This is a genomic window from Vibrio sp. NC2, from assembly GCF_025195005.1.
In the GTDB taxonomy this organism is placed as follows: Bacteria; Pseudomonadota; Gammaproteobacteria; order Enterobacterales; family Vibrionaceae; genus Vibrio; species Vibrio splendidus.
In genome coordinates this window covers 380,812-394,976 of record NZ_JANVFC010000001.1, presented here as the reverse complement: position 1 = coordinate 394,976, position 14,165 = coordinate 380,812, and the positions used below count along the sequence as shown (strand labels likewise).

14 protein-coding genes and 1 pseudogene are annotated in these 14,165 nt (G+C 44.4%); 9 read left to right on the top strand and 6 right to left on the bottom strand.

What is annotated here, in order from left to right:
• Positions 1-109 precede the first annotated feature (109 nt).
• A complete protein-coding gene (locus NX845_RS01775) occupies positions 110-313 on the top strand; it encodes a hypothetical protein (RefSeq protein ID WP_004734817.1) in 204 nt (67 codons plus the stop codon).
• Between the two features lie 43 nt (positions 314-356).
• On the opposite strand, the gene NX845_RS01770 is transcribed toward NX845_RS01775, so the two are convergent.
• Positions 357-1,448: a transporter substrate-binding domain-containing protein gene (locus tag NX845_RS01770; protein ID WP_017080621.1), complete on the bottom strand. Its 1,092-nt coding sequence runs from the start codon at positions 1,446-1,448 to the stop codon at positions 357-359.
• A gap of 217 nt (positions 1,449-1,665) precedes the next feature.
• The gene (locus tag NX845_RS01765; protein ID WP_114633351.1) at positions 1,666-2,139 is read right to left on the bottom strand and encodes a PaaI family thioesterase; all 474 of its coding nucleotides are present in this window, start codon (positions 2,137-2,139) and stop codon (positions 1,666-1,668) included.
• 35 nt (positions 2,140-2,174) lie between these two features.
• Here NX845_RS01765 and NX845_RS01760 point away from each other — a divergent pair, with 35 nt between their 5' ends.
• Positions 2,175-2,453, top strand: coding sequence for a DUF134 domain-containing protein (locus NX845_RS01760; RefSeq protein ID WP_102504156.1), 279 nt, complete (start codon positions 2,175-2,177; stop codon positions 2,451-2,453).
• 67 nt (positions 2,454-2,520) lie between these two features.
• On the opposite strand, the gene nqrM is transcribed toward NX845_RS01760, so the two are convergent.
• From nqrM to NX845_RS01740, 4 genes are all read right to left on the bottom strand, one after another.
• Positions 2,521-2,718, bottom strand: coding sequence for a (Na+)-NQR maturation NqrM (gene nqrM, locus NX845_RS01755; RefSeq protein ID WP_004734813.1), 198 nt, complete (start codon positions 2,716-2,718; stop codon positions 2,521-2,523).
• Positions 2,715-3,206, bottom strand: coding sequence for a NifB/NifX family molybdenum-iron cluster-binding protein (locus NX845_RS01750; protein WP_260256439.1), 492 nt, complete (start codon positions 3,204-3,206; stop codon positions 2,715-2,717). The genes nqrM and NX845_RS01750 overlap by 4 nt, the downstream gene beginning before the upstream one ends.
• A 295-nt stretch (positions 3,207-3,501) precedes the next feature.
• Entirely contained in the window at positions 3,502-4,905 is a 1,404-nt protein-coding gene (locus NX845_RS01745; RefSeq protein ID WP_260256438.1) for a cell wall metabolism sensor histidine kinase WalK, read from the bottom strand.
• Positions 4,889-5,563: a response regulator transcription factor gene (locus NX845_RS01740; RefSeq protein WP_260256437.1), complete on the bottom strand. Its 675-nt coding sequence runs from the start codon at positions 5,561-5,563 to the stop codon at positions 4,889-4,891. The genes NX845_RS01745 and NX845_RS01740 overlap by 17 nt, the downstream gene beginning before the upstream one ends.
• Positions 5,564-5,807: 244 nt before the next feature.
• On the opposite strand from NX845_RS01740, the gene NX845_RS01735 reads away from it, so the two are divergent.
• From NX845_RS01735 to NX845_RS01705, 7 genes and pseudogenes are all read left to right on the top strand, one after another.
• Positions 5,808-6,305 (top strand): heme-binding protein, encoded by a 498-nt coding sequence (locus tag NX845_RS01735; protein WP_017085341.1) that lies wholly within the window; start codon positions 5,808-5,810, stop codon positions 6,303-6,305.
• A 242-nt stretch (positions 6,306-6,547) separates the two neighbouring features.
• Positions 6,548-7,270: a DUF1007 family protein gene (locus NX845_RS01730; RefSeq protein WP_029221960.1), complete on the top strand. Its 723-nt coding sequence runs from the start codon at positions 6,548-6,550 to the stop codon at positions 7,268-7,270.
• 77 nt (positions 7,271-7,347) lie between these two features.
• Entirely contained in the window at positions 7,348-8,496 is a 1,149-nt protein-coding gene (locus NX845_RS01725; protein ID WP_260256436.1) for a nickel/cobalt transporter, read from the top strand.
• Positions 8,497-8,754: 258 nt separating this feature from the next.
• The gene (locus tag NX845_RS01720) at positions 8,755-9,258 is read left to right on the top strand and encodes a YcxB family protein (protein WP_061025328.1); all 504 of its coding nucleotides are present in this window, start codon (positions 8,755-8,757) and stop codon (positions 9,256-9,258) included.
• Positions 9,259-9,337: 79 nt separating this feature from the next.
• Entirely contained in the window at positions 9,338-10,063 is a 726-nt protein-coding gene (locus NX845_RS01715) for a metallophosphoesterase (RefSeq protein WP_260256435.1), read from the top strand.
• Between the two features lie 185 nt (positions 10,064-10,248).
• Positions 10,249-12,290: pseudogene (locus NX845_RS01710) on the top strand (FUSC family protein).
• A gap of 668 nt (positions 12,291-12,958) precedes the next feature.
• Positions 12,959-13,927, top strand: a complete 969-nt coding sequence (locus tag NX845_RS01705; protein ID WP_017094318.1) for a nucleoside hydrolase — start codon at positions 12,959-12,961, stop codon at positions 13,925-13,927.
• The last annotated feature ends 238 nt before the right edge of the window (positions 13,928-14,165 follow it).

Sequence of the window (14,165 nt, the reverse complement as noted above, 5' to 3'; positions counted from 1 at the left end):
CGGGCGCTCTTGAGAAGCGCATGCTTTTATTTCGAGCAGAATCGTTTTTGGCCGTGTAATCGACCCATCACACGTTTTGTACAACTTACCCAATTGAATGGCAGGTCACATGAATAAGATTGTTATGTTAGTAATGGGGCTGTTTTTTACCAGTCGATTGTTTGCCAGTATTGTGCCGCATGTTGGTCAACTTGAGCATGATGCGCCTATTCTCCTTCGCTCTGCATTGATTGTGGGCGTTGCGGCTTATGTCGTTTGGACAGCGTTCAAATATTTCAAAAAGAACAAAGCCTCTGGTTCAGAACAACTCTAGGGAGAGGCATTAGAAATGCTTGAGAGTTAGCAGTTAAACTCGGTTACTTATCTGCAAAATAGTCGACCAAGATTTTACGCCACTTTCGCGACTCACGAATTTTCAGAAGAGCGCGGTTAATTTCCTCTTCATACGAGTTGTTTTCAGTGATGATAAAGCCATAATTCTGCTTTTCGAGTTGATACGGCAACACCTCCAGATCATCGAACTGCCCACTTATTCTGCCATTACCAATCATATATTTGAGCACCACATCATCAGCGACAATCGCCTCTACTTCGCCTTCCTCTAAAGCCGCCAACAGTCTTGGCATATCGATATAACTCTTGTGTCGAATACCAAAGCTTGTGAGCATCAAAGAAGAAGTCGTCGCGACTTTTGCCCCTACTTCAACATCCGCAAGATCATTCACACCTTTAATATGGGAAGAGCCTTGGCTGAGCGTAAGCTTGCTGGCTAATACCGCAGTAATACTGGCGATAAACAGCATACTCAGCACACCAATGAACACCGTAGCAATTCGTCCGGTTAAGCTCTTAAACTCAAAATAATTGAATGGGCCTCGAGTGATAAAAAGCAAACCTAATATGAAACTTTCTAACCAACGGCCCGTTCGGCTTTTCATCGAATAGAGCTTTTCATTTTCACCGTGTTCCAATACGTAAAAAAAGGCACCAATCACACCAGAGATAAAGACGATAACGCCAATGATCAGCCACAATGCAGGATTTAAGAAAATGGCATGTAAGGTATGAAGGTAACCTTGCTTCTTCACTGCGATAGCGAGGTGAGTTTCATAAAAGGAATGGGAAAAGTCAGCAAACAACTCACGCTCTGGGGTGATGGAAATACAAGAGACACCGATGTCGATTTGCTCTGTTTCAATCGCATTGAGTAATTCATCCAAACGATGATTCTCTATCGTGTACTCAACGTCCATCTCTTTAGCGATCTGTTCCCAAAGCTCGACACTCAGGCCATTCCATTGACTTTCCATCGAACTGATCACAAAAGGAGGACACGGGTACACTCCGACTTTAAGTGGAGAAGAAGAGGCAAAAGTACTGAAGAATAGAAAAAGAGAAACGATTGAAGTGACACCGTATCGGAGTGTCGATTTGAAGTATTTGTGCATCAGCAGCCCTCCAGAAGAAGGCAGCAATGAATTGAATCGAGTACGAAGGCTCGACTAATGAACACACATCAGCGCGATCAGAAGTGAAGAAAGATTATGATAAATTCAATACTGCCCTAGCTTTATTCGTTATTACCTTAACTATAGAAAACCTCTATTTATTGTGCAAAACAATGGGCGTAACAAACTAACGGCATAGGGAACATCGGATCGATAACTAGTGGGATGACATAAACTGGCTTTGTGCCGACGAACATAACTTTCCGCACTGCGTAATTTGGCTTTCAAGGAAGTAGATATTACGTCTGCTTTTGACCCATTGGGCGCGAACTTCCAGTTCTTGACCAATGGAAATGGGATGATGAAAGCGAGACGACAAACTCACCGTCATTGCAGTGATGTTATTTTGGAACAAACAATGCAGCATCGCACTGTCATGTAACGCGGTGACAATGCCACCCTGCATGATGCCATCGTAGCCCTCAGCTTTATCTGTTGGTACAATCTTGGCCCTGGTTTTATATTTAGCTAAAGCTTCACTCTTAATTGAAGCTTCATGATTGGCCAAGGCTTTATGATTGACTAAAGTCTCGCGCTCGCCAACGGCTTCAAAACAAATGGGGCTGTCTGCGAAAAAACCTTGGCTGCACACTTGGCAACGCCGATGGTTGTGTGGAATGAAAACCTTCATACTTACCTTTTAACCTTAAATACCTAGAGATTAATATGGCTCGACCAAAAAAACATCGCCAGTTATGCACCCGAGCGGCTTACTCTTGCTTTAAGCCTAATGGCGTTCCTATGGACGAGCTTCATAAAGAAGAATTGCTATTAGAAGAGTTAGAAGCCTTACGCTTGGCTGATCAAGAAGGATTGAGCCAACTTGAAGCCGCTGAACATATGCAGGTGTCTCGCCAAACGTTCGGCAACATCATCAAGCGTGCACGAGCCAAAGTCGCCAAGTGCATCGTCAACGGTCACGCGTTGGTGATTCAAAGCGCTTAACTCGCGAACTAGCCCAACGTTAGTTAACCCAACGTTAGCTAGCTCAACGACAGTGAATTCTCGATACTTAGCTTGATGGCTCAGAGATCTGATACAGCTTTCGACTCTGCCCTTCACACACATCTTTGCAATTGCATTCACGCTCAATATCTAACTGCGCAAGCCCTCCACAGCTGCCTTTGATTGGCTTGCGAGAAAAAATTACACCTATCGCCATCAACGCGACGATTCCGACAAACCCCAATAGCGTCAACAAAAAGGTCATTTTCGGAACCCTCGAATACCCCCTAAGTGATTCGGCTGTGCCATAAGAATCGCGGCGTCTTTCTTGCGCCCTTGCTCACCGCAGCCTTTCTTACTACTCCCTTTATTACTGCACCCTCTCTGACTGTGCCCTTTTTTACTGTGACAAACGTTGCGCGGCTCCCGAGCGTAATCGAGATCGGTCACTTGTTGCAGATTACTAAAATCCAAAGCACCTATTTCTGCCTTACCTGTTGATGCCAAAACTCTAATATCGTGGTTGAACAAGTGCGCTAGCATCTTCTTCCCTATGTGACGGACGACTACAGATTTCACATCGTAAGAACGGAGGACAGAGATCCATTGCTTCTTTTTATTGCAAGCGGTGTCGGAATCAACCAAAGGAACAATCTGCTTTATTTGTCGTTGCTCATCGACAATCGCGATCTGTGGGGAACGAGCAAAATGGTTGCCGACATGAAGGTCGCGACAAGGTACTGCGTATAACATAGTAACTTCCTGTTATTGATGATCAGAAGTTCAGCATACGCCTCATTATTGGCATATGCCAATAACTATCATGTGAAAAATAAGATTTACTGGATCGATAACTAAGATCAAAAGCTACAAGCTACAAGCTACAAGCTACAAGCAGCCAATAGGGTTGGCGCAGGTTACTCTACCTCCCACACCTGTTCATGGAGAGCCTCCCTTCCCCAAAAACAAGAATGCCCCACTAGTGCGGGGCATTCTTTGTACGTACGAGCTGAAATTTCAAAGGCAGAAGTGACGATATAAATCGTTGTTACAACGAAAGAGTAAAAGTACTCCCCACACCCAGTTCAGATTCAACGACTAGCGTTCCTTCGAGATTCTCGACCATGGCAAGCGCTAAAGATAACCCAAGACCATACCCCTCGATATTGCTGCGGCTGCTGTCGACTCGGTAAAGTCGTTCAAAAATCAAATCCTGATATTTCTGTTCAATGCCAACACCAGTATCTTGGATGGTTATCGCGATCTTACCCTCTGAACTTTGCTCGGCTTTGACCGTCACTCTTCCTTCGGGCTCGGTGTACTTAATCGCGTTATCAACAAGGTTAACCAACACCTGAGTCAATTTGTCAGGATCTGACTGAATAACAAGAGCATCAGCGCTCTCAACCTCAAGCTCAACTTGTTTATCTTCTGCGACATCTTCATACCAGCTCACCACATTGGCAATCACATCAGAGACCTGAGTCGGCACTTTCTGTGGTATGCGCTTTCCAGTCAGCTCGTCGTTCAGCTTCATCAAGGCGGTTAACATATTGCTTGCCTGCATGGCGTGTTCAGAACAATCTGCCAATGCGTCTTTCATCGCTTGTTGGTCGGCGTTATTGAGCAATGCCGTTTGGGAGGCTAACGTAATACGCGACAAAGGAGTTCGAATATCATGAGCGATCGCATCGACGGTCGTATTCAAGGTTGTCGTCACGTGCTGTAACTTGGCAACCGCAGTATGGACACTAGAGCTGATCACATTGAGCCCTTGCGGTAAATCAGATTCGGCTTCATTTTTAGTGCGAGTGCTAGGAAATTCTAACTGCCCTTTTTTCAGCTTATCGAGCAGGTCGCCAAAGGTCACTAACGGAGACATGGCACTCTGGATGATGTTACGAGTGAATACTGCGGTCACGGCCACGAGAGCAAGCAACGCATATAAGGTCATTAACCATTGATTGTAGGCGATAAAGTCTCTTGCTCGGTTATCCAAAACCAACCAGAAATCATATTGCTCCCCTTCAATAGGCAACGACATATAGGGACTCAAGATGAAGCTCTCTAACCATGAACGATTGTCATCAATTTGATAGCTAGAAAAAGACTGTTCTGTCGATAAATGTTGAACACCAGCGATAAACACACCATCAGATGAAGCGCCCTTCTCAAGCTTATACGCCGCAATGTTGTTTTCGAGTAACCGGTGAGGGTTAGCCTCTAAAACATGAATCAATCGCTCACTCGAATCGTAAGTCAAAATACGCTGATACTCGGTCGACATAGACGTAAGGATCTTCTTTTCCGTTTGGTAAAGGTCGAAAAAGAAGATAGCCCCAACAATCAGTTCCACCAGCAGCAAGCAGAGCAGTAAGGTCGACATAAAACGAACCAACAAATGTCTCTGCGTTTTAGCAAGCGCCTGTTCAATACTACGACTTGAGGACATAGCCAACACCTCGAAGTGTGTGAATTAATGGCTTAGAAAAACCCTTATCAACTTTGCTGCGAAGCCTACAAACCAAAACATCGACCACGTTGGTTTGCGGATCAAACTGATGCCCCCAAACATGCTCAAGAATCGCCATTTTAGACATCACAGCCTCTCGGTTTTCAAGCAGTAATTTCATCAACATAAACTCGCGCTGATTAATGATGATCGTTTGTTGATCTCTTTGCAGCGTGTGTTTAAGTAGGTCTAGGCTAAGCGGACCATAATGCAGTTCTAATGGCTGAGTTGTCGGTTGCTTACCTCGACGCACCAAGGTTTGGCAACGAGCCAATAACTCAGGAAATGCAAAAGGTTTTACCAAATAATCATCAGCACCTGACTGTAGCCCTTGCACTCGTTCTTCCACTGAGTGTTTGGCACTTAATATGATGACAGGCGTCGCGTAGCCTTGCCCTCGCAGCTCGGCAAGCACTTCAAACCCATCTTTCTTTGGCAACATAATATCGAGAATGATCACGTCATACTCTTCGGTTACGGCCTCGTGTAATCCACCAACACCATCTGTTGCGTGCGTCACCGTTATCCCTTCTTGCTGAAAACCATTCACCAAAAATCTCGCGATATGAATGTCATCTTCAATCAATAGTATTTTCATTAACGTCCGTTTATTTATTTGCCGTGGTCTTAATACACTCTATCAATATCCTTTCTCGAATATAACCAACATTGCAACTTTGTAATGTTCAAGAAAGCCAGTCGTAATCATGCATTCGTTAGTATGAACCTGTTGATTAAAAACACCCTTTCTAAACAAACAAAAAATAGAATTCGGAATTTGAAAAACGAATATTTTTTGAAAACAGATTCTTTTTGAAAACAGATGCTTTAACGGAGTAAACATGAAAACGACAAAACTAACAGTACTAGCAGCAACCCTTGGTTTCCTTAGCCTTTCTCACAATGCAATGGCAGCAGAAACACAAACGGTCTCTTTCACTCAAATCTCATCAGAAGCGGCCTTCAAGCTTGCCCATGAAGCCGTTGATCAATGCGAAGCCGATGGCTACAAGGTTTCTGCGACTGTTGTTGATTTGTCGGGCAATGTGATTGCTCAACTACGTTCTGATGGCGCTGGCATCCACACTCTTGATAGCTCACGCAAAAAAGCGTTCACAGTGGCAAGCATGAAGCAGCCGTCAGGTAACCTGATGAAACTCATCGCCGACAAACCTATCATGCAACCCTTGCAGAATATGGACGACAACTTGTTGTTCCTAGCGGGCGGTGTTCCGGTACAACTGAACAATGCCATGATTGGCGCGATTGGTGTGGGTGGCGCTCCGGGTGGCCACTTAGATGTCGCTTGTGCTGAAAAAGCGATTAAGAAATTCTTCTAAAAGTCCGTTTACCAACAAACACTGACTGATCTAGATAAGCGGCTTAGTACCCTCCTTGCCCAATCAAAAAATGCCTCGCACTTGCGGGGCATTGCTGCAAATAAAAGCAGTTGCGAATAAAAGCAACTCCGAATTGAAACCGATAATAGAAACGTAAACAGGCAAAACATGACACAAATTTGATGTGAACAATCCACTCAATTGTTATATTATAACATTACACTTAATAACCATCATTTCTCATGAAACAGCTATTTATTCTAATCGGTGTCATCAATCGCCTCTCCTCACGCTTTGTAAGCCGTTTCGCGACATACTTTCGCTCTATCAAGGGCTTGACTGTTGGCCTAGCACTCTTGTTTTTTGCGCCAAATCTATATGCCCACCCTCACTCTTGGATAGAGATGAAAACTCATATTGAGGGAGAGAATGGCATGATCACTGGTCTCTCTATGGAGTGGTCTTTTGATGCAATGACATCCATGTACATGTTGGATGGCGAAGATGTCTCTGCCGATACAGAAGCTGAAACATTCAAAAAGCTCGCTGCGTCTGTAATCGAAAACATGATGTACGAGCACTACTTCACGTATTTTTATGATGGTGAAGAGCCCATCAAATATCAGGTGGTTGAGAACGCAAAGTTTGAGCGTGATAAAGCCAAGATGGTTCTAACATTTGACCTACCACTTTCTAAACCTAAACCAGTGACACGAGACTCGCTTCGCGTACTCATTTTTGACCCTAGTTACTTCGTCGACATGTCGTGGTTATCGAATAGCGACGTGACCTTGTCACCTGAACTAGCGAGACAATGTCAGTTGGAATTAATCGAGCCCAACCCGACGCCAGAACAGATGAGTTATGCGATGTCTTTACCAGCCGACGCAGATCCAGATAACACGTTAGGCCAACTGTTTACACAATCGGTTGAGCTTCATTGTGCGGCAGTTCCTACATCCTAATAAAGCGACTCTTTACCGCCATTACGTAAGCTTCTCAATTCATTTAGAGAAAAATATCTGATATAGGTTCTTGTGAAATGCAGACAAATCAACTTAAAACAAACTATTACCTTATTGGCGCCGGAGCTTTATTGCTTATTGCTGTCGGTGCATATCAAGTGTGGTCCATGTGGCCATCGTTAGTTATCTCTAGCATCCAATGGCAAAGAGAAGTCAATTCAGAGCTTGCAGACCTACTTTATGAAGCTAAATCCAACCCTTGGGGTGCAGGCAGTTACCTTGTCGGATTCAGCTTTATCTACGGCATGCTCCACTCTCTGGGGCCTGGGCACGGCAAGGTTATTGTCTCTACGTACTTAGCCACTCACCCAACCAAAGCAAAAGCGAGTTTAGTACTTACGGTCGTCTCCGCTTTTTTACAAGCACTGGTCGCAATCTTACTAGTAAGCGTGTTGCTGTGGGGCTTTAGTGCTTCCATGCGAGTCGTGAATGACAAAGCGAATATGTTTGTTTCATTAAGCTTTGCATTAGTGGCCGTGGTAGGTACGTTGATTTGCTGGAAAGCTCTGAAAAACATCTACTCAACGATGCGTAAACCGCAACCAACTCTGAGAGTGAAAGCCATCACTCCATTAGCAACAGGCGCAATTTCGTCAGTGTCAGTTCGTTCGTCAGCGCCAGTTCGTTCGCCAATAGCACTTCGTTCATCAATATCAGCCCCTTCCCCGATAATAGGCGCTACTAGTGCAATGCAAGCCGCTGCTAACACTCATGCAGATCATTCTCATGCCGACTGTGGATGCGGCCACCAACACGTCGCAGATCCAGAAGCCATCAATAAAGCTTCAACATTTCGAGAGTACGCGGGAATAATCGTGACGATTGGTATCAGGCCATGCACCGGAGCAATCATGGTTCTGCTTTTCGCAAACATGGTTGGCCTATATTGGATGGGCGTTCTGAGTGCCTTTGCGATGGCCGTAGGCACAGCATTAACAACCTCATTAATTGCAATGATGACGCTAACAGGTAAACATCTAGTGAAGCGCTATTTGGCAGCGGGTAACAAGAACAGTAGTGAATCATTGAAAGTCGCAGGTCACTACTTGCAACTCTTTGGCGGCATTTTACTTGTGTTGATTGGCTTGTTATTAATGAACGGCCAAGACAGCGGCATGTCGCCTGTTTTCACCATGTCGAGCGCAAGAATGTTGCAATATATCTGAGGTTCTTTCCACCCGCTCCGCACATATCAAGGCCTCGCAAACGCGAGGCCTTAGCTTTAGTCATTATTTAATATCAAATCAGGTAAACAAGTAAGCTATGCCGAGAGCAAACCCCGTCAGTATTATTGATTTACAAAAGAGCATCAAAACCGCTAAAGAAAAGTACCGACAAGCGATACAATGCTGGAGTTACTAGATTGCAGCGTAGTAGCCCCTTTATAGAAAGCTCATTCACAGAAAACATTAAAGTAGCCAGACATGTCTAAAGATCCCGGTTTCACCACAGAATACATCCTCGATAAGACGTTTTTCACAGAGTGTTATGATCAAACTAGCCTTCCGACTCAATTTCCAAAAGCCTATTTAAAAGGAATACTGTTTCTTATTTTTGGTGTGGTTTTATTAGAGTTTGAGCTACTACCTAACGGTTACGTTGGCTGGTTCTTTATTGTATTAAGTGTGATTGAAGCGTTCAGCGTTTACTGCAAGAGAACCTGGTGGATATGGCGACAAAAAATCAGCTCAGGTGCTGGCAGCAAAGTAGTATTTCAGGGGGACGTTAACGGCGTAAGTTATAAAAACGCTAAAAACACCAATACTATCGCTTGGACTGACATCTCCCAGCTGCAACAAACCGATTTAGGTTTTATCCTTCATATTGGAAAACAGCGCCAATATGTCAGTAAGTCTTGTTTAAACGATGAAGCAATCGCGTTCATGATTGAACAGCACGAGGCTTCTAAAGCACCCAAAGCAAATTAGCATCAAAAAATGCCTGCCAATTTGGCAGGCATTTTTCTATCATCTTCAATAATTCGTATGGCATAACCGGACAACAACAATGAACACCGTTTACCAAATCAGTGATTGTCACCTTTCCGATGAATCCAGCTATGAGAACCTGCGTAGAGCCCTGGAATACGTCAGCAAAGACACAGCATGCAAGACCATTTTTCTGACTGGTGATATTTGTTGTAACCCAAAATCGGGAGACTACGTTCGATTAGAAGCGTTCATTAGGCAACACATTAACGAACAATCCATTTACGCGATTGCGGGCAATCATGATGACTCTCGCTTAATGCGTACAGAGTTAAAAGGATCGTCGATTTTCGTCACCGATAAAGCCACCAGCTGTGGACGAGAATTTGTGTTTTTGGACTCCAGCTTCAAGCCGCTGGATAAACGTCATCCACTCGGTTCTGGGCGCATTGATAACCGCGGCATGGTTCAGCTAAAACGACAATTAAGAAAGGCCAATGATCCTATCGTGGTTGTTCACCACCCTGTCATTCCAGTCGGTGCTGAGTGGATGAAAGCCATCCGTCTAGAAAACGAGGCTGATGTGATGAGCGTACTTCGAAAATATCGCGTTCGTGATGTGATCTGCGGTCATGGCCACGATGGAATAACGGCGACAAAACAAGGCATAACTCAATACATGGCCCCTTCGACAGCCTATGGCTTTGACCACTCGATCAATGAATACAATCGCAGCGAGAAGGTAGGATTAAGTCGAATTTCGTTCTCTGTTGATTCCATCGACTACCAAGCTGTCTATTTTTGAACCCTCGATCTTGAATCTTGCTGTCTTAAACCTTGTGGATTCGCTTTCGAATAAACCAAGCTATATAGCGTTCTATGCCAATAGAAGAGGCTTGCAGCAATTCAATTTATCAATCTGCGATTGAAGACAGCACGCGAAGAGGTTTGGCGTTACACTCATTAAGATCAAACAAATAACGAGGGTCTATGACGTTTTCTCCTGCCATTTTGCGTAAAGTCTGGTACTCCCCTTCTATTAACCTTGGGCTTCGCGCCACCAGTGCCATTGTGCTGTTTCTCGGTTTAGGGGTGTTTCGAATCAAACCACTATCGCCATGACCGCTCTCATGACCATGCCAGCCGCTCTGATTAGTGGCCTCGATGCAGCAGGGCCAAGGCGGTGGACACGTTTTGCGATTACCGCAACCGTTTGGGGCATGACTCTGGCCATCAGTTACGCTCTGCTGAAAAGCGGACTGCCTTTATGGGTGACTTATGGTGCTATGGGTGCTTTGCTTGCCAGTGCTGCGGTCAATGGTCCATTCTGGGCGAGGCTCGGTATGTCGAGCCTATTGATAGCTGTCGTCACTCTCTCACTTCACAATTCCAACACAGCGCTAAGCTTGTACCCTATGTTGGTACTCGGGCCTCTTACTTTTGCACTGTTTAGCTGGCTTTGGTTTGCGTTGTGGAAGCACTATGCATTGCGTGTGTGTCTATCCGCGATTTACGAAACGTTGGCAGACTACATCCAATATCGCCAAGCATTCCTGCTAGGTAGCGAAAGTGATGCACCGAAAAGACGCATCAAATACCAACTCATCGAGTTGTTCCAACAGGCTCTTCAATCTGAATCTTTTCGGTCTAAGCAAGAAGATGCTAACTCGCTTCGACAAGCCTTGTTCCTCGCTCTTGATACGTTTGAAGTGATACTCAGCAGCCACACAACGAATCCCGATCTATTGAACCAATTCCAGTCCAGCAAACACAAACGAGACTTGCTATTGGTTTGGAGCCAGCATTGTCAGCAAAGACTAAGACACAAAGCCAAACAGCTTCTACACAACACAAACGAAGAGGTGAAGCACTTAAGCTCATTAGAGCAAGAAGCTAATGACTTGATTGAAGCGGTCAAGCTCGAAGACCAACCCCGCTTTCGTTATTGGGCATACGCAGTGAAGCACATTTCCCGACGTATTGAGCTTAATGAACCCGCTTATGAACGTTCTTTTGAAGTGCAGCCGTTCGAGTTGTCTTTTCGCCTACCAAGCCGAGGCAATCCGATTTGGCGTCATGTTACCCGTGTCGGTTTGATGTTCGCACTTGGTGCTGGAATTGCAGAATACTTCGAATTGATTCGCCCTGATTGGGTTCTGATTTCGATGTTAATGGTGATTCAACCAAGCTTCTTGGCGACACGAAGTAAAACGTGGCAACGCTGTTTAGGTACAGCGCTTGGTGTGCTGTTCGCGACCTCTTTAATTCACATTGGCGTACCAACGACCGCGATGTATACGCTTATCGTTATCCTCTTGCCTGTCGCGATGCTTAATATTATGCGCCATTACTCGCTAGCCATTGGTTGTATTACGGCGCTATTGATTTTGGTGTATCAGGCCATGGCGCACCAAGGGCTCGACTTTGCAGCACCACGTTTGATCGACAACATAGTCGGGGGCGCGATTGTCCTGCTCGGATATAGTTTGTTATGGCCGCAATGGCGAGGCAAAGAGATCCACACTCAAGCGTTAAAAGCGCTTAATAGTTCAAAAAACTTATTTGTGTATTGCTACGAACAGCTGCAAATTGGCACCGAACAACATGACCATATTGCGCTAACCAAGCAACGTGCCGCTATGCTAACCGCCGAAAGCGACCTTGAGCTGATTTACAATGAGATGCAGCAAGAGCCAAAACACACTCGTGCCGATCCTCACTATTATGAAGATATGCTGAGTCACTATCGATTATTAAGCCATTATCTCTGCTTGCTGATTCCGCTGGTCAGAAAAGGCACGCAATACCAAGGTTCACAACAAGTCGAACGCTTAATTCATGATGCGATGGATGCATTGATCAATACCATTCGTGATAACCGCGTCCATGAGCTGCCCGCGCTAACCAATCAAACCGATACCGGTCACCCAACTTCCACAACGGGTCAACGTTCGGTAGAAGAAATCATCTGGTTAGCACTGATGACAGTAAAACAAATGCACGATTTAGTTCGGCGTAATCTAGAAGGCTAAATCAGGGCTTAACGATCAAAGGACTTAAATACCAAAGATCTTAAACACCAATGGCCACTCAGATTTTGATCTGTATTTTTAGAGCTAAGCGTTTGGCACACTTTTAGGAAAAAGAAGAGTATCTAAAACTTGTTATTTAACTCATTCCAATACTTACGTTCTTTTTCAGTTATTGAATATATATGGTCATAACGGCCACATCGACCTAATTGCCTTAAGTGACCGTGCAAAACCAATTCGTTTAGAGAATTTATAACGTTTACAACATCATTATTTGTAGATGGCATCCATTCCAAATCAGGACCTACTTCGTTTTTGATCTTGGAATCTTAAAAATAAAAACCCCACCATAAGCAACTGATTTAAAGCCATTATTAAATTCACCGCATACATCGTGATAACTTTCTTTAGTATCGAACATTCTATTCTACTGGTGGTCCATCACTGTCAGAAAACTTGTAGTGACATGGTGAATTTTTCCAATATTTTAAAGGTACTAATACCTTAGAAAAGGCGGAAACAAAATGACCGGAGTACAATATTCATACGAGAAATTCAAACCTTGAGTGTTTAATTTAAATTGCTCTCATCATGAGATTCAAGTCACGTTCATCAGTGTTTTTTCTAGGTATCGTCTACTCCTCTCAACTGTTTAATTAGAAGCTGATATGACAAAGAAAATCATCCTAGATACAGATCCGGGCATCGATGATGCAATGGCAATCCTATTTGCAGAAGCACATCCAGATATTGAGCTGATGGGGATCACGACCGTTTATGGAAATGCGACGATAGACAATGGCACTCAAAATGCTCTCTATCTGAAGCAAAAATTCGGTATGACGGCACTTGTTGCTAAAGGTTCGGATAAGCCCTTGTTAAGAGATCCTGTTGGAGCAACGGTTGTTGTGCATGGTGAAACGGGGTTGGGTGATGTGACGGCACCAAGTTCGCTAGATTATGAAGCGATTAAAAAGCCAGCTTATCAGTTCATTATCGACAGTGTTCGAGCTGAACCTAGAGAGATCACTCTTGTGGCTGTCGGTCCTCTGACTAATCTTGCACTTGCACTGGAAGCTGCTCCTGACATCGTCGACTTGGTAAAAGAAGTGGTCGTTATGGGTGGTGCATTCGGTGAAAACGGCCACAGAGGGAATGTAACACCATTTGCCGAAGCGAATATTCATGATGACCCTCATGCTGCCGATAAGGTGTTTACGGCATCATGGCCAGTTGTCATTATCGGGCTCGATGTTACAGAGGAGAGTTTTTTTACCAGTCAATACCTTGATGAGTTGCGAGATGACGCTGGAGAAGTTGGGCAGTTCATCTGGGACATTAGCCGTTACTACTTAAAGTTTTATTCTGACAAAGTAGGAATGGATGGTTGTCATGTTCATGACCCATCAGCCATTGCTTATGTTATCCAACCGTCTCTTTTTACAAGTCGTAATGGCCCGGTCAGGGTTGTCACAGATGGGCCAGCGGAAGGGATGACCATTCAGAAAGCTGATCAACGTAACTATATGAATGATGAATGGGGTTTATTTCCTGCACAACAAGTCGGCGTTCAAGTAGATAGCGATACTTTACTCTCACTCTACAGAGAGACATTGATAAACTATTCACAGCAGTAAAGTGGGCCTGTCGTAAATATTGAGAAATGCGCGACAGGCTAATGCTCTAGATACAATAATCCTACAATTGCGTAGAAACGCTCAAAGGCACTGCCAGTTTCATCTGATTCAGATGAAACTGATCTTCAATATCAATACAAGCCACGAGCTAAGTGTCTATCCATATTAAAAAGTAATTTTCATTGACTAAGTTCGATAATTGACTAGCTCACTTATGCCCCTTTCCAAGCTAGCGCCG